This window comes from Xanthomonas arboricola pv. populi, assembly GCF_002939945.1.
GTDB classification, from domain to species: domain Bacteria; phylum Pseudomonadota; class Gammaproteobacteria; order Xanthomonadales; family Xanthomonadaceae; genus Xanthomonas; species Xanthomonas arboricola_A.
In genome coordinates, this window is the sequence record NZ_MDEB01000001.1 from 768,034 (window position 1) to 783,710 (window position 15,677).

The window sequence follows — 15,677 nt, forward strand, 5'->3', positions numbered from 1 at the left end:
GCGCGGACTTTGGCCGCCCGCTCAGGCCGCAAGTGCAGACCTGGTTCGCAAGTCCTTGGAACGCAAGACTCGCGGTCAGCGGCGACAGCTCATGCGATGCGATCCACACGACAGGTCGCTGCGACGTTGGCGATGCGATCTCGCCGCACACGCAGCGCCGCTATACAGCACTCGCCCATCGAGCGAGCGCGCCGCGATCACTTGACTCGCGTGTATTCGGCATCACCGGTGCTCAAGTGACCGGTCGCCTGGTCGATCGCGTAGTTGACGGTGCCATCGGCGCTGGACACCTGCAGCACGCCCTTGTTCAAGATCGCCGGATGATTCTTCGTCCTGACGCCACCGCCGAGCAGCTCCGGCGTGGTGTCGCGAATGATGAAACTCTCACCGTTGTGCTCGATGCTGAGCACGTTCTTCTCCGACTTCATATTGACCCACCTGCCCACGTACTGCTCGCCAACATCGCGGGCACAGCCCGCCACCAACACCATCGCAACCAGAGCACTTCCAAGCAGCGCCTTCATCGCCACTCCTTCTTCAACGCGGGGGAACTGCAGGATGGCGATTCGTTCCTGCGCCTGCAACAAGCAGACACAACCGGATGAACACGACTGTCAGCGACTTGAACAAGCCGTTGGGCCAACAGGCTCTGCAGTTGACTCACCCGAGTATCAACGTACAATTTCCTGTACATATATGGATCACTGCATGGACACCATCACCTACAGCGCCGCGCGTGCTTCGCTCGCAGACACCATGGACCGCGTCGTCAACGACCACGAGCCAGTCATCATCACGCGCAGCGGTGAGCGGGCGGTCGTCATGGTGTCACTGGAGGACTACAAGGCCATGGAAGAAACCGCCTACCTGCTGCGCAGCCCAAAAAGCGCGCAACGTCTGCTGGAATCCATCGCTCAGCTTGAGGACGGTCGCGGCAAGGAACGGGAACTGACTGAGTGATGCTGCAGTTTTCGGACAATGCCTGGGAGGACTACCTCTACTGGCAACAGACCGACAAGAAGATGCTCAAACGCATCAACGAATTGATCAAAGTCATTCAGCGCGATCCTTTCCAGGGCATCGGCAAGCCCGAGCCATTGCGTCATGCACTGGCGGGCTATTGGTCACGACGCATCAACGACGAACACCGGATCGTCTACAAGGCCGAGAACGGCATCCTTCTGATCGCCCAGCTGCGTTATCACTACGCGTAGCGTCAAAGCAACCACTGTCAGCAACAACCGCCAGGTGCGGCACCGGACGACAATAGCGATTCGACGGCATCGGCCAAGTCCATACGACCACGTCAACTGATCCAGGTGCCCAGGGCTTTGCAGGACCGTTGCAGGACAACAAAAAAGCCGGCACATGGCCGGCTCTTCTTCTCGCGCTGAAACCCTTGCTGCTGTTGGGTTTCGATGGTGGGCGGTACAAGGTTCGAACTTGTGACCCTTGCCGTGTGAAGGCAATGCTCTACCGCTGAGCTAACCGCCCGGTGACGCGAGCCGCACATTATAGGGCAGCTGCGGCGATCGTCAACAGGTTCATCCACGCCGGCGATGATGCGGTCGAAAACGCCTCGTTACGGTGAACGGGCGCGGCGTTCCCACTAGCTGGCAGCGATGTCGCAGCGATCGATTCCGCACCGTTCAGATGCCCGCTACGCAGCTTCGATGCCCCGCCTCCAGCACGACGGCGATCGCGCGCGCGACCGCAACACACCACCTCACATCGTATGCGTCGGCTTGTCCGATGTGGTCAGGCCCGCCAGCAACATCTCGATCTTGTTGCGCACGCCCTCGCCTTCCGGGCCGTCCGGGAACTGCACGCCGATGCCGGCAGCGCGGTTGCCCTGCGCGCCGGCCGGCGTGGTCCAGATGACCTTGCCGGCCACCGGCAGGCGTTCGCTGGAGTCCGGCAGGGTCAGCAGCAGGAAGACTTCGTCGCCGAGCATGTAGCGCTTGGGCGTGGGCACGAAGATGCCGCCGCCTTTCACGAACGGCATGTAGGCGCTGTAGAGCGCCGGCTTGTCCTTCAACGCCAGCGACAAAATGCCCTGGCGTGCATTCATTGCACTCATCGAGTTCCCCTAGAACGTGCCGGACGCTCTCCCTCGCGCCAGGCCAGCAACAATTCCGTCACCGCCAGATCGGCACGGACGGTGGTGCGCAGCAGATCGCGAGTGCGATTGGCGGCGTCGAACCAGGTCGCCAGCTTGTGCAACCGCGATGGATCGGTCAAGCCGGCCGATGCCTGTGCCAGCGCAAGGTCCGCAGCGTGGCGCAACCGTTGGTCGGCCTGGCCGTCGTTGGTCCAGCGCTGCGCAACCTCCACTGCGCTGGCGCGCCCGGCGGCGATCTGCTCCAGGTCCTGCGCCACTGTGCGACGCACCGCCAGGCCATCCTCGCGCAGCCACTGCGCGGCAAGCCCCGGATGGCCGCGCGCGGCGTCCAGCGCTTCCTGTGCAGCCCGCTCGTCGACGCCTTGCGACAGCAGCCAGGCCAGCGCCTCGTGCGCGGGCGGCAGCTTGAATTCCAGACGCTGGCAGCGGCTGCGGATGGTCGCCGGCAAGCGCGCCGGCTGCGCGCTGATCAGCCACAGGTAGCGCCCCGGCGAGGGTTCTTCCAGCGTCTTGAGCAGCGCGTTGCAGGCAGCGCGATTGATCGCATCGGCCGGGTCGACGATCACGATCTGGGCGATGCCGTATTGCGGGGTCAGCGAGAGCTTTTGCGAAATCTCGCGCACCTGCTCGATCACGATCTCGGTGCGCAGCTTGTCGCCGGTGCGGTTGGGAATGAACGAGATCAGCTGCAGGTCCGGGTGGGTCCCGGCGGCGATCAGCTGCCGGCTGCGCTGCGCCAGCGCCGGGTCCGGCGCGCTGGCCAGCACGTGTTCGGCCAGCGCCAGGGCGACCGCCCGCTTGCCCAGGCCATCGGGCCCGCAGATCAGCAAGCCGTGCCCGAGCCGGCCGGCGTCCAGTGCCGCCAGCGTCTGGTCGTAGGCGCGCTGCTGCCAGGGCGAGAACGCAGTGGTCATGGAGTGGGCTCCGGTTGCGGCAGGCGGCGACGCTGCAGGTAACGCGCCACCGCCGCATTGTGTTCGGCCAGGGTCGCCGAGAACACGTGCGCGCCGGTGCCGTCGCCGACCGCGACGAAGTACAAGGCATTCCCCGGCGCCGGACGCACTGCCGCCAGCAAGGCCTCGCGGCCGGGCATGGCGATCGGGGTCGGGGTCAGACCGGTACGGGTGTAGGTGTTGTACGGCGTATCGGTAGTCAGGTCGCGGCGGCGGATGTTGCCGTCGTAGCTGCTGCCGATGCCATAGATCACGGTGGGGTCGGTCTGCAGCTTCATGCCCAGCTGCAGGCGGCGCAGGAACACGCCGGCAATCAGCGGACGCTCCGAACCCAGCGCGGTTTCCTTTTCGATGATCGAGGCCAGGATCAACGCCTGTTCCGGCGAGCCGAGCGGTAGATCGGGGGCGCGCTGCTCCCAGGCCTGTGCCAGCGCCTTGTCCATGGCGAGGTGGGCGCGCTTGAGCACGTCCAGATCGCTGTCGCCGCGCTGGTAGAGATAGGTTTCCGGCAGGAAACGGCCTTCCGGGTGCTGATTGGCGAAACCCAGCCGCGCCATCAATGCCGCATCGTCCAGCGCAGCGATGGATTGCTGCAGCGGCGTGGCAGTGGCGATCGCCGCGCGCAGCTGGCGGAAGTTCCAGCCTTCCACGATGGTGAAACGGTACTGGATCACCCGGCCCTGGCGCATGCGCTCGAGCAGCTCGCGCGGCGACAGCGCCGGCGTCAGCGCGTATTCGCCCACCTTCAGTTTGCCGGCCGCATCGACCTGGCGCGCGAGCAACTGCCATTCCAGATCGGCGCCCTGCGCCACGCCGGCGGCGCGCAACTTGCGCAGCGTGGCCCTGAGCGAATCGCCGGGCGCGATCACCACGCTGGGCGCGCTCGCGCTCACCGGTGTCTGAGCGAAGTGCAGGTAATGCCGCCACGCCGCCAGCCCCGAAATCGCCAGCAGCGCCACGAGCAACAGGGCCGTGCCCAGCACGGCCAGACATCCACGTTTGCCAGTCACCGCCACACGCACCTCGTCATTGCCCCTGCGCCGCGCAGGATACCGCGCGCCGGTGACGTCCCGTTGAAGCGCTCATGCCTGGTCGAAGGCGCGCAGCACGCCGCGCGCCTTGGCGCGGGTCTCGTCCAGTTCGCGCTGCGGATTCGAATCCACCACGATCCCGGCGCCGGTGCGGAAATGCACCCGGTCCCCGGCCACCTCGGCGGTACGGATCAGGATGTTCAGATCCATGTCGCCGTCGCGATTGAGCCAGCCGAACGCGCCGGTGTAGGCGCCACGCGCGGTGCGTTCGAGCTCGGCGATGATCTGCATGCAGCGCACCTTCGGGCAACCGGTGATGGTGCCGCCGGGAAACACCGCGGCGATCGCCTCGCCCGGGGTGACCTGCGCGCGCAGACGGCCGCGCACATTGCTGACGATATGGTGCACGTGCGCGTAGCTTTCCACGCCCATCAGCTCGTCCACTTCCACCGTCCCCGGCGCGCAGATGCGTCCCAGGTCGTTGCGTTCCAGGTCGATCAGCATGACGTGCTCGGCGCGCTCCTTCGGATGGCCGACCAGCTCGCGGATGCGCGCGGCATCGTCGTCGCCGGCAAAGCGTGCGCGGGTACCGGCGATCGGCCGCGTCTGCACCACATCGCCCTGCACCGACACCAGCCGCTCCGGCGAGGAACTCACCACCGCGCGGCCAGCCGCGACGAACAGGCCGGCAAACGGGGCAGGATTGGCCGCGCGCAGGCGTGCATGCAACGCCGCCGGATCGACCGCAGCGGCAAACGCGGCATGCCAGGCGCGCGAGATGTTGGCCTGGAACACATCGCCGGCACGCAGATAAGCGAGCACGCGCTCCACTGCATCGGTGAAACGCTCCGGCGCATCTTCTTCGACAGCCACAGGACCGACCCAGCTGGGCAACGGCGGCAGCGCGGCGCAGGCGGCGATATCCTCGACGATGCGAGTCAACAGATCGTCGCGGCCCGGCTCGGCCAGCGCGATGCAGCGGCCTTGCACCCGGTCGCGCAGCACCGCGGCAGGCGCGCGCAAGGCCAGTGCGCTCGGCAAGCCATCGCTGCGCGTGGGCAGCTGCAGAATCGGTTCGACCTGCGCGGCCAGCTCGTAATCCAGCAACACCGCCCAGCCGCCGCGAAATGGCCACGGGCTGCTCGCCGCGTGCGGCAGGCGCTCGGCCTGCCAGGCCGCATCCAGTGCCTGCAGAAATCCACCGTCCAGCACCCGTCCATTACCGTCGCGCGTGCGCCCGTCGCTGTCCAGCCGCAGGCTTGCGCCTTCTGCCAGCAGCAACACATCCCAGCGGCAGTGGGCGGTGCCGGAGGCAGTGGATTCGAGCAGTGCCGGATAGCGCTGCGGCGCCAGCCGATGCAGCGCCAGCAGGTCGATGTCTGCGTGCAGGGGTCTGGTGAGCGTCATCGGCCTGGTTGGGCGTGGGGTGCTAAGACGCGCCGCCCTGCGAGAGAGGCAGGGCACGCATGATGAGATGGATCAGGTCGTGGAGCGCAGCTCGGCCGCATACACGCGTCCTGCGCGGCGGCCGGAACCAGCGTCCGTCGTGTACCGCGAAGCATTCTTCGCGGTACACCAGCGCAGTGACGTCAGACGCGCTTGAACACCAGCGTGCCGTTGGTGCCGCCGAAGCCGAAGCCGTTGGACATCACCGCGTCCACCTGCACCTCGCGCGCCACGTTCGGCACGTAATCCAGGTCGCAGCCTTCGCTGGGTTCTTCCAGATTGATGGTCGGCGGAATGATGCCGGTGTGCAGCGCCATCACCGAGAAAATCGCTTCCACGCCGCCGGCCGCGCCAAGCAGATGGCCGGTCATCGACTTGGTCGAGCTGACCATGGTCTTGTAGGCATGGTCGCCCAGCGCACGCTTCATCGCCATCGTTTCGGCCAGATCGCCCAGCGGCGTGGAGGTGCCGTGCGCGTTGAGGTAGCCGATCTGCTCGGGATTGAGCTTGGCATCGCGCATGGCCGCAACCATGCTGCGCGCCGCGCCCTCGCCGTCTTCGCTGGGCGCGGTCATGTGGAAGGCATCGGAGCTGGCGCCGAAGCCGACCAGTTCTGCATAGATGCGCGCGCCACGCGCCTTGGCGTGTTCGTACTCTTCCAGCACCAGCACGCCGGCACCGTCGCCCAGCACGAAACCGTCGCGCTGCTTGTCCCACGGACGCGAGGCGCCGGTCGGGTCGTCGTTGCGGGTGGACATGGCCTTCATCGCGCAGAAGCCGCCCACCGAACTCGGCGAGGAGCCGCGCTCGGCGCCGCCGGCCAGCATCACGTCGGCATCGCCATGCTGGATCATGCGCATCGCGGTGCCGATCGAATGGTTGGAGGTGGCGCAGGCCGATACCGCCGAGAAGGTCGGGCCTTTCAAGCCCTTGATCAGGCTGACCTGGCCCGGCAGCATGTTGATGATGGTGCTGGGCACATAGAACGGCGAAATCTTGCGTGCGCCGCCCTCGTGGAATTTGATGGTCTGCTCTTCGATACCGAGCAGCCCGCCGATGCCGGAGCCGAGAATGGCGCCAACGCGTTCGGCATTGCTTTCGTCGATTTCCAGGCCGGAATCGTCCAGCGCCATGAACGAGGCGCCGACACCGTAATGGATGAACGAATCCATCTTCTTGACGTCCTTGGCGGACACAAAAAGCGTGGGATCGAAATTCTTGATCTCGCCGGCGATCTTGGTGGTGAACTGCGAGGCATCGATCTGCGTGATCGGGCCGATGCCTGAGCGCCCGTGGATGATTCCATCCCAGCTGGTGGCCAGATCATTGCCCAGCGGCGACACCATGCCCATGCCGGTAACGACAACACGACGACTCATTGCAGATCTCCTCACCACGGAACGGACGGTGCTTGCGGTTTGCGATTGACGCTGAAAAACACAGGGCCGCATCAGCGGCCCCATGGAATGTCTGACGCAGCAGCGGCTTGACGCACGCCACCGCCGTCAGGAACAACGCATCAGCTCTTGACGTGAGCCTTGACGTAGTCGATCGCCTGCTGGACCGAGGTGATCTTCTCGGCCTCTTCGTCCGGGATCTCGCACTCGAACTCTTCTTCCAGCGCCATCACCAGCTCGACGGTGTCCAGCGAGTCGGCACCCAGGTCATCGACGAACGATGCGCTGGTGGTGACTTCCTCTTCCTTGACGCCGAGTTGTTCGACGACGATTTTCTTGACGCGTTCTTCGATGGTGCTCATTGGGGATATCGCTCCAGATGGAGTAGTGGTGGTACGAAAAAAACGCCATCGCCTCTGCGATGGCCGCGTTGGATAGTGTAGTGGAAGCGACCGGGCCTTGCATTGCATCACAACTCCCGGCCGATCAGCCACTTAGCGCCTCCCGGCGCCGCACGCTCACGGCATGTACATGCCGCCGTTGACGTGCAGGGTCTCACCGGTGATGTAACGGGCGCTCGGGCCGGCCAGGAACGCCACCGCGTTGGCGATGTCTTCCGGCTGGCCCAGGTGGCCCAGCGCGATCTGCTGTAGCAAGGCTGTCTTGGCCTCGTCCGGCAGCGCCTTGGTCATGTCGGTATCGATGAAGCCGGGCGCCACCACATTCACGGTCACCCCGCGCGAGCCGATTTCCTTGGCCAGCGACTTGGAGAACGCGATGATGCCGGCCTTGGCCGCGGCATAGTTGGTCTGGCCGGGGTTGCCGGTCACGCCCACCACCGAGGCGATGTTGACGATGCGGCCCTTGCGCGCCTTCATCATGCCGCGCATCACCGCCTTGGAGGTGCGGAACACGCTGGTCAGATTGGTGTCGATGATCGCCTGCCAGTCGTCGTCCTTCATCCGCATCAACAGGTTGTCGCGGGTGATGCCGGCGTTGTTGACCAGGATCGAGATCGCGCCGAATTCCTTGCCGATCGCATCGATCAGGCCATCGACCGCCGCAGCGTCGGTGACGTCGAGCTCACGGCCGTGGCCGCCCTGGGCGGCCAGGCGCTCGCCGATCGCCGCAGCGCCGGAGGCCGAGGTCGCGGTACCGATCACGGTGGCGCCCTGGGCGGCCAGCGTAGCGGCGATGGCCGCGCCGATCCCGCGACTGGCACCGGTGACGAGGGCGATCTCGCCCTGCAGAGGCTTGCTCATGAATGCTGTTCCTCGAGTGGGAAGCGCGCGACCGCAGCCGCGAACGGTGAGGGCTGCCGACAGGGCCGGCAGGTGCGTCGAATCAGTGCGTCCACGCCTCGAGCGCGCCGGCGTAATCGGCAGGCGTGGCCAGCGGACGGGCGTCCAGGCTCTTGTCGATGCGCTTGATCAGCCCGCTCAGCACCTTGCCCGGGCCGCATTCGGCGATCCGGGTGATGCCCTGGGCGGCCAGCGTCTGCACGCAGCCGGTCCACTGCACCGGCAGATAGAGCTGCTCGGCCAGCGCCTGGCGAATCGCCTCGCTGCCGGTGTGCACGCGCGCATCGACGTTCTGCACCACCGGAATCTGCGGGGCATGCCAGCTCAGACCGGCCATCGCTTCGGCGAGCCGGTTGGCCGCATCGCGCATCAACGGGGTGTGCGAGGGCACGCTCACCGCCAGCTTGACCGCCTTGCGCACGCCGCGCTCGGCCAGCAAGGCCAGCGCGCGATCCACCGCCGCCGCATCGCCACCGATCACGATCTGACCGGGCGAATTGAAATTGGCCGGCACCACCACCTGGCTGCCTGCCGCCTCGGCACAGATCTCCTGCACCAGCGCATCCTCGGCGCCCAGCACCGCCGCCATCGCGCCGACACCGGCCGGCGCGGCGGCCTGCATGAACTGCCCGCGCAGCCGGACCAGGTGCGCACCCTCGTGCAGCGACAGGGCGCCGGAAGCGACCAGCGCGGTGTATTCGCCCAGGCTGTGCCCGGCCAGGACCGCCGGGCGCTGCCCGCGCTGCGCATTCCACAGCCGCCACACCGCCACGCCGGCTGCCAGCAAGGCCGGCTGGGTGTACTCGGTGCGGTTGAGCATCTCTTCAGGGCCGCCCTGGGACAGGGCCCACAGGTCGACGCCGGCGCCTTCGGAGGCTTCGGCGAAGGTTTCGCGGATCTGCGGATGCAGCTCGGACAGTTCGGCCAGCATGCCCAAGGACTGCGAGCCCTGGCCGGGAAACACGAAGGCTAGAGTGGATTCGGTCACGCGTTGCTGCCTACAAAAATCGAGCCGGGATGATACGTGCGAAATCGCCCCGGCGTCTGTACTGCCGCGTATGCAAGGCCCGGCCAACGCGACCGCCGGCACACTTGCAGCAAGGCGTTGAGCAGATCCATTTCGCCATCGGCGCGCCAGTCCACGCACATCAGCAGCACCAGCACCACGGCCAGGGAGGTTGCCGCGTGGATGACAAAGATGGCGCGTACCAGCGCCCCGGCAGAGCGCCCCAGGCGACCGGTGAGCTGCGCAAACCGCTGCAATCGCCCGGTCACCACGTGCGCATGCGCCGCCACCGACGGGCCGGCCGCATCGAAGGCGCGCGTCATCAACCGCTGCAGCACCTCACCGCGGTCGCGGTAGTCCTTGACCACGCCGTAGCCGAACACCAGCCAGTCGCGCGCCTGGGCCTGCGCCAGGTCCATCACTTCCAGCGGGTCTTCTTCGAAATCGATGAAGCCGACCGCCTGCCCGTCGAAGCGCATGTTGCGCGGAGGCGGCTGGCCGAAATACGCGCCAGCGCGATGGGCATCGGCAATGGCGGCCACCGCCAGCGCGATCAGGCGGTCGCGCGCATCGGCCTCGCGCAGGCAGCTGGCAAAGGAGCGGCCGTTGTCACTGAGCACCAGGGCTGCCTGCCCACAACCGACCACGCGCGGCACATTGACCGCTTGCGCCTGCAGTTCGCCGAGCCGGCGCGCTTCCAGATCGCGCGGCCTCGCCACCACGGTGCGGCGGACGCAAGGCGTCCAGGCCCCAGCGGCGGGCGACGAAGTCGAGTGCTCCGAGCGGTGCCGCCCGGTTGTCGCGGCGGCACCGCTTCAGCCAGACGCGCCGTCCGGCGATGACGATGGGCTCTGCCAAAACGGGTTCGTCCCTGACGCTGTCAGGCATCGGCGGCGGACGCGGCGGCGCCTGCGGAACTCAGTAGCGCAGCAGCGCCGAGCCCCAGGTAAAGCCACCACCGAACGCTTCCAGCAGCAGCAATTGACCGCGCTGCACGCGGCCGGAGCGAACCGCTTCGTCCAGCGCCAGCGGCACCGAGGCCGAGGAGGTATTGCCGTGGCGATCCACGGTGACGACCACCTGTTCCATCGGCAGATCCAACCGCTTGGCGGTGGCTTCGATGATGCGCAGATTGGCCTGATGCGGGATCAGCCAGTCCAGGTCGCGCTTGTCGTAACCATTGGCGGCCAGGGCCTCGTCGACCACCGAATCCAGCGCCTTGACCGCGTACTTGAACACGTCGTTGCCCTTCATCAGCAACGCGCCACCACCGTTCTTGCCTTCGCCGAAGCCCACCGACACGCCGACCGGATCCCACAGCAGCTCCTTCTTGCTGCCATCGGCATGCAGATGGGTGCTGAGGATGCCGGTTTCTTCATCGGCCTTGAGCACGACCGCGCCAGCGCCATCGCCGAACAGCACGCAGGTAGTGCGGTCGGTCCAGTCGACGATGCGGGTCAGGGTCTCTGCGCCCACCACCAGGACGGTCTTGGCGTCGCCGCTGCGCACGAACTTGTCGGCCACGCTGAGCGCGTAGACAAAGCCCGAGCAGGCGGCGTTGACGTCCATCGCGCCGCACCCGACATTGCCCAGCCGCGCCTGCAACAGGCAGGCAGTGGACGGGAAGATCAGGTCCGGAGTGGTGGTGCCGACGACGATCAGATCGAGCTCGTCGGCGGTGACACCGGCCGCTTCCATCGCCTTCAGCGAGGCGAAATACGCCAGATCGCTGGTGGTCTGGTCGTCGGCGACGATGTGACGCTCACGGATGCCAGTGCGCGAGAAGATCCATTCATCGCTGGTGTCGACGATCTTGGACATGTCGTCGTTGGTCAACACCTTTTCGGGCAAATAGCTACCCGTGCCCGCGATTCTGGAATAGATCCGCTTGCTCATACTGTTCCCTGTTGCAAGAGCCGCGGTGATCGGCGGCTCCGGAAGAAGCGAGGGTCACCCGGCGGCGTCGAACGCACCGGGTGCCACGAATCAATCTTCTTGGACGGCCGACGACTTGGTCGCAATCACCTTCTTGCCGCGGTAGTAACCGTCGGCGGTGATGTGGTGGCGCAGATGGATCTCGCCGCTGGTCGGATCGGTCGACAGCTGCTTGGCGGTCAGGGCATCGTGCGAACGACGCTGGCCGCGACGCGACGGGGTAACTCGGGATTTCTGCACAGCCATGGGATTGCTCCAACTTAAGTTCGATAACTTGTCTGTCGAGTCGAACAGGACGCTTGACGCCCGCGCCGACCTGTCTTTCCGCCCTTCACAGCGGCGGTTACTGTTTTTTGAACGCTGCCAGCGCCGCGAACGGACTGGCCTTGTCTTGCTCTTCCTGGGTCGGAACCCACTCGGCCTCGACGGCCTCGCTGCCCGGCGCCATCGGCACCACCGGGATCGACAGGACCAGCTCGTCCTCGACCAGATCTGCGGCCCGCAGCATGCCATCTTCCGGCACCAGCAAGGCCTCGTACTCGGCCGGCAACGCCGCTTCGTCGGCTTCGTCACGGATCAAACCAAGACGTTGTCTGATTTGCACCGGATACAGAAAGCGCTTCAGGCTACGCTGGCAGGCTAGCGGAAGCTCGACATCCACGCTGAGTTCGACGTAGGCGACCTTCAACAGGTCGTCGTGATCGAATTGGAGCGAATAGACGCACTCGCCCTCGGTATCGACCAGGCTGCCTTGCAGGCGGGTCATCGCAGACAGCGGGATGCGGCCATCGAAGCGCCTGCGCGCTGCGACCATCCGCCAAGCATCCAGCATTTCGGGTACGTTCGCGGACATAAGCCGCAGAATGTTAAAGATCCGCCGACGCCCTGTCAAATGCCCCTATTCACGCTCCTCGCATCGCGCCAAGGCTGGCAGACTCCCCTGCCCGTCCTGCGCAGCGCCTCATGATGCCACGCCTGATTCTTGCCTCCACCTCTGTCTATCGGCGCGAGCTGCTCGGCCGGCTGCAACTGGACTTCAGCACCGCCAGGCCGGAGGTCGATGAGCAGGGACAACCTGGGGAGGCCCCGGACGCGCTGGCCAGCCGGCTGGCTGCCGAAAAGGCGGCGGCGGTGGCTGCGCACGCGCCCGACGCCTGGGTGATCGGTTCGGATCAGGTCGCCGACCTGGACGGCCAGACCTTGGGCAAACCGGGCTCGCTGGAACGGGCGCATGCGCAACTGACTGCGATGTCCGGCCGCGTGGTGCGCTTTCATACGGCGGTGAGCCTGGTCGGCCCTGGCCGCACAGCGCACGCGCTGGACCTGACCGAGGTGCAGTTGCGCCCGCTGACGCCAGCCGCGATCGACCGCTACCTGGCCGCCGAGCCAGCGCTGGATTGCGCAGGCAGCTTCAAGTGCGAAGGCTTCGGGATCAGCCTGTTCGACGCCATCCGCTCGCAGGACCCCACCGCCCTGGTCGGCCTGCCGCTGATCGCGCTGGCACGCCTGCTGCGGCAGGCGGGGTTCGAGATTCCGTAAGAGCTGCGGTGCGGCCAAGCGTGGAGGCCGCGCACGGAAAGATCGGGCACGAGCAAAAATCCCCAATCCCCAATCCCGGCACCCTGGCAGGCGAATTCTGGCCGCACGCAGCCCTAATCGGGCCGAGTCAACCGACAGAACTGATACGGATAATCAGCTTGCCCCACGCGCGAGGACAGCGTGCGGCAACGCGCAGGGTCCAGCGTCAGCCCGTACGCGGCCAGGCGCTGCTGCGCGGCCTCGCGCACGGCGCGGTCTGCGGCTGCAATGTCCAGCGCCCGGCCCTTGGCAACGTTGAGCGCGCAGCGGCCCGGCTGCGATGCATCCAGCTCGGCGCGCAGGCCGCGCGCGATCAACCAGCGCAGGCGCGTGCATTGCGGTTGCACGCTCCACCCCAGCTGCTGCGCCCAGCGATTCATCCGGTCGATCCGCAGCTGCTGCTTGTCGCGCGCCGCGCCCAACATCGCGTAGAGCTGTGGCCGCTCGGCAACCAGCGTGCGCACGCGCTGTCGGTACCGGTCGGTCTCGGCGATATTCGTCGCCACACCGATGTAACGGGCCTGCCGCGGAAGCAGCGGCACCCGCCAGGATTGCGGCTCGTCGCCGACCAGCAACACCGTGGAGGCGGCGGGCTCGCCCATCACCGGTTGCTGCACCTGGAAGCTGCCGCGCGCCCAGGCCTCGTGCCCCCAATCCTTCCATCCGACCACCGCAACCAGGGCGCATAGCCCGATCAACCAGGCCGCCTTGCGATCGGCGTGTGCTGCGAATGCGCGCCGGCACACGATCCAGAGCGCCAACGGCGCGAGCAGCTCCAGCACCACCAGATAGCGATGGATGCTGAAAATGACCTGCCACAGCGCATAGGCGACGCCGAAGAACACCAGCAGGACGAGGGCCGAGCGATCCAGCCTGGCTTGCCGCACGGGCCGGCGCAGCAACGTGCGCCCTGCAGCGACCAACGCCACCGCATACAGCACTGCCCAGCCGGCCTGTACCAGACCGAGATCGCCGATGCGTTGCGGCTTGAAGGTAAACAGCAGCGGCCAGATCAGCTGCTCACCGAGATTGCGCGGCAACCAACGCACATCGGCGACCGAGACCGGCTGCGCCAGCGGCGATTTGAAGACTCCGTTGAACTGCGGAAACAGCGGATTGCCCAGGTGTTGCCAGACCTGCCAATACCAGGGCCCGATCACCAGCACCAGCACCAGCGCCGCAACGCCGGACAGCACGCCAAGGCCCAGCACGCGCGAGCGCAGCCGCCCGCCATCGCACAGGACCGCCGGCACCAACGCCAACGCGTAGAGCGCATTGGTGAGCTTGAGCGAGACGGCCAGACCGACCAGTGCGCCGGCGATGGCCCATCGATGCACGGCGTGCGCGCCCTGCCGCGCCCGCGCTTGCGCCGACAACACCAGCGCCAACGCCGCCAGCACCGGGATCGCGCTGGCGGTATCGCCCATGGTGCCGCCAAGTTCGGACAGAAACACCGCGCTGCACATCCCGGCCATTGCAAACAGCGGCGCCCACTGAGCGCGCCGCGACTGCTGGGCCAGTACGCGCCATGCCACTGCCGCCACCGGCACGAATACCACCGCGTGCAAGGCACCCAGCAGCAACCCGGCCACCGGCCCGGGAAGCTGCAGCATCAGCCAGGCATGCACGGCATCGAGCAATGGGCTGAAGTAACTCTGCATCTGCGCCGGCGCCAGATCCACCCCCAGCCGATCGTGCGCCCAGGCATCGCCGATGTAGAGGTGGTAATTGCGCAGGTCCCAGTTGGCGTCCTGGCCCAGGCCAAGCGACAGCAACGCACCCAGCAGCAACACCGCAGTCGCCGCCGCGGCGATCTGGCGTGGCGAATGAAAGCCGAAATGGCGATCGGCCCAGTGCAACAGCCGCTGGCGCCGGTTGAGCGGCGCCGATGTCGCGATGGATGCCATCAGCGGGCAGCGCCGCGCGCGCGCGGTGCGACAAGAGTGGCGACGCCCGGCTCGGCCAGATACGCCAGATGCTTGGCTTCGACGCGTCCGCGTGTGACCGTGTCCAGGATCAGCCCGCACGCCAGCAACAGGAAACCGAGCAGCATCAGCGCCACGCACAGGATCGCCGTGGGGAACCGCGGCACCAGCCCGGTCTGGAAATAGGTTTCGAACAATGGAATTGCCAGCACGATCGACAACGTGGCGCTAAGCACAAAGCCGATGGAGAAGAACAGCAACGGCCGCTCGGCCTTGAACAACTTGGCGATGGTGGTGAGGATGCGCCAGCCGTCGCGCCAGGTATTCAACTTGCTTTGCGAGCCTTCCGGGCGCACGCCGTAGGCGGTTTCGACCTCGGCCACCGGCATGCGCAACTGCAATGCGTGCACGGCCAGTTCGGTCTCGGTTTCGAATCCCTGCGCATGCGCAGCGAAGGATTTGACGTAGCGCCGCGAGAACACGCGATAGCCGGACAGCATGTCGTCGAAACTGCGGCAGAACAGCAGCCCTGCGCAACGCGTCAGCAACACGTTGCCGACGCGATGACCGGGCCGATACGCGGCCTGCTGCTGATCGCGCCGCGCGCCGACCACCATGTCCAGGCGTTCGTCGATCAGCTTGTGCACCAGCGCCGGTGCGGCGGCCGCATCGTACGTCGCATCGCCATCGACCAGCACATAGATGTCCGCGTCCACATCGGCGAACCCACGCCGCACCACATTGCCCTTGCCTTGCAGCGCCACACGGCACACCTGCGCACCGGCCGCCGCCGCGATCGCTGCGGTGGCATCGCTGGAATTGTTGTCCAGCACATGGATCGCCGCGCCCGGCAAGGCCGCCGCAAACGCGCCGACCACCGACGCGACCGTCGCCGCCTCGTTATGGCAGGGCACCAGCACGGCGATTCGGATCCCGGGCACAGCCACGGGAGGCACGACAGTCATGGCATCGGTCATTGCGCG

The 15,677-nt window shown here is 66.5% G+C and carries 17 protein-coding genes, 1 tRNA gene and 1 pseudogene; 3 read left to right on the forward strand and 16 right to left on the reverse strand.

Going from position 1 to position 15,677, the window contains the following annotated elements; translation table 11 throughout:
* Nucleotides 1-197: 197 nt before the first annotated feature.
* Nucleotides 198-524 carry a hypothetical protein gene (locus XaplCFBP3123_RS03555; RefSeq protein WP_104533273.1) on the reverse strand — a complete coding sequence of 109 codons (327 nt, stop codon included), beginning with the start codon at nt 522-524 and terminating at the stop codon, nt 198-200.
* Nucleotides 525-708: 184 nt separating this feature from the next.
* Here XaplCFBP3123_RS03555 and XaplCFBP3123_RS03560 point away from each other — a divergent pair, with 184 nt between their 5' ends.
* Nucleotides 709-960 (forward strand): type II toxin-antitoxin system Phd/YefM family antitoxin, encoded by a 252-nt coding sequence (locus XaplCFBP3123_RS03560; RefSeq protein ID WP_104532811.1) that lies wholly within the window; start codon nt 709-711, stop codon nt 958-960.
* The gene (locus tag XaplCFBP3123_RS03565) at nt 957-1,214 is read left to right on the forward strand and encodes a Txe/YoeB family addiction module toxin (RefSeq protein WP_104532812.1); all 258 of its coding nucleotides are present in this window, start codon (nt 957-959) and stop codon (nt 1,212-1,214) included. Before XaplCFBP3123_RS03560 ends, XaplCFBP3123_RS03565 begins: the two co-directional genes overlap by 4 nt.
* A gap of 205 nt (nt 1,215-1,419) precedes the next feature.
* Here the strand turns inward: XaplCFBP3123_RS03565 and XaplCFBP3123_RS03570 are convergent.
* The 13 genes and pseudogenes from XaplCFBP3123_RS03570 to XaplCFBP3123_RS03630 all read right to left on the reverse strand — a co-directional run bounded on the left by XaplCFBP3123_RS03570 (nt 1,420) and on the right by XaplCFBP3123_RS03630 (nt 12,044).
* A tRNA-Val gene (locus XaplCFBP3123_RS03570) sits at nt 1,420-1,494 on the reverse strand.
* 232 nt (nt 1,495-1,726) lie between these two features.
* The gene (locus XaplCFBP3123_RS03575; protein WP_104532813.1) at nt 1,727-2,080 is read right to left on the reverse strand and encodes a PilZ domain-containing protein; all 354 of its coding nucleotides are present in this window, start codon (nt 2,078-2,080) and stop codon (nt 1,727-1,729) included.
* Nucleotides 2,077-3,036 (reverse strand): DNA polymerase III subunit delta', encoded by a 960-nt coding sequence (locus XaplCFBP3123_RS03580; RefSeq protein ID WP_104532814.1) that lies wholly within the window; start codon nt 3,034-3,036, stop codon nt 2,077-2,079. Before XaplCFBP3123_RS03580 ends, XaplCFBP3123_RS03575 begins: the two co-directional genes overlap by 4 nt.
* Nucleotides 3,033-4,097, reverse strand: coding sequence for an endolytic transglycosylase MltG (mltG, locus tag XaplCFBP3123_RS03585; RefSeq protein WP_104532815.1), 1,065 nt, complete (start codon nt 4,095-4,097; stop codon nt 3,033-3,035). The genes XaplCFBP3123_RS03580 and mltG overlap by 4 nt, the downstream gene beginning before the upstream one ends.
* Before the next feature lie 60 nt (nt 4,098-4,157).
* Entirely contained in the window at nt 4,158-5,513 is a 1,356-nt protein-coding gene (locus XaplCFBP3123_RS03590; protein ID WP_104532816.1) for an aminodeoxychorismate synthase component I, read from the reverse strand.
* A 182-nt stretch (nt 5,514-5,695) separates the two neighbouring features.
* Nucleotides 5,696-6,931, reverse strand: coding sequence for a beta-ketoacyl-ACP synthase II (gene fabF / locus XaplCFBP3123_RS03595; protein ID WP_104532817.1), 1,236 nt, complete (start codon nt 6,929-6,931; stop codon nt 5,696-5,698).
* Nucleotides 6,932-7,071: 140 nt separating this feature from the next.
* Nucleotides 7,072-7,311, reverse strand: coding sequence for an acyl carrier protein (acpP, locus tag XaplCFBP3123_RS03600; protein WP_002814322.1), 240 nt, complete (start codon nt 7,309-7,311; stop codon nt 7,072-7,074).
* 156 nt (nt 7,312-7,467) lie between these two features.
* Nucleotides 7,468-8,211, reverse strand: coding sequence for a 3-oxoacyl-ACP reductase FabG (fabG, locus tag XaplCFBP3123_RS03605; protein ID WP_104532818.1), 744 nt, complete (start codon nt 8,209-8,211; stop codon nt 7,468-7,470).
* 82 nt (nt 8,212-8,293) lie between these two features.
* Nucleotides 8,294-9,238, reverse strand: a complete 945-nt coding sequence (fabD, locus tag XaplCFBP3123_RS03610; RefSeq protein ID WP_104532819.1) for an ACP S-malonyltransferase — start codon at nt 9,236-9,238, stop codon at nt 8,294-8,296.
* Nucleotides 9,239-9,345: 107 nt separating this feature from the next.
* A pseudogene (locus tag XaplCFBP3123_RS03615) lies at nt 9,346-10,114 on the reverse strand (serine/threonine protein phosphatase); the annotation flags it as partial.
* Between the two features lie 60 nt (nt 10,115-10,174).
* Nucleotides 10,175-11,152, reverse strand: a complete 978-nt coding sequence (locus XaplCFBP3123_RS03620; RefSeq protein WP_104532820.1) for a beta-ketoacyl-ACP synthase III — start codon at nt 11,150-11,152, stop codon at nt 10,175-10,177.
* 90 nt (nt 11,153-11,242) lie between these two features.
* Complete coding sequence (rpmF, locus tag XaplCFBP3123_RS03625) at nt 11,243-11,437, reverse strand: 50S ribosomal protein L32 (protein WP_003483870.1); 195 nt, start codon at nt 11,435-11,437, stop codon at nt 11,243-11,245.
* A gap of 97 nt (nt 11,438-11,534) precedes the next feature.
* Entirely contained in the window at nt 11,535-12,044 is a 510-nt protein-coding gene (locus tag XaplCFBP3123_RS03630) for a YceD family protein (RefSeq protein WP_104532821.1), read from the reverse strand.
* A 110-nt stretch (nt 12,045-12,154) separates the two neighbouring features.
* Between XaplCFBP3123_RS03630 and XaplCFBP3123_RS03635 the strand changes: the two genes are divergently transcribed.
* Nucleotides 12,155-12,730, forward strand: a complete 576-nt coding sequence (locus tag XaplCFBP3123_RS03635; RefSeq protein WP_104532822.1) for a Maf family protein — start codon at nt 12,155-12,157, stop codon at nt 12,728-12,730.
* A gap of 113 nt (nt 12,731-12,843) precedes the next feature.
* Here the strand turns inward: XaplCFBP3123_RS03635 and XaplCFBP3123_RS03640 are convergent, their stop codons facing one another.
* Nucleotides 12,844-14,676 (reverse strand): hypothetical protein, encoded by a 1,833-nt coding sequence (locus XaplCFBP3123_RS03640; protein WP_104532823.1) that lies wholly within the window; start codon nt 14,674-14,676, stop codon nt 12,844-12,846.
* On the reverse strand, nt 14,676-15,671 hold the full coding sequence (locus tag XaplCFBP3123_RS03645) for a glycosyltransferase (RefSeq protein ID WP_172453069.1): 996 nt from the start codon (nt 15,669-15,671) through the stop codon (nt 14,676-14,678). Before XaplCFBP3123_RS03645 ends, XaplCFBP3123_RS03640 begins: the two co-directional genes overlap by 1 nt.
* Nucleotides 15,672-15,677: the final 6 nt, after the last annotated feature.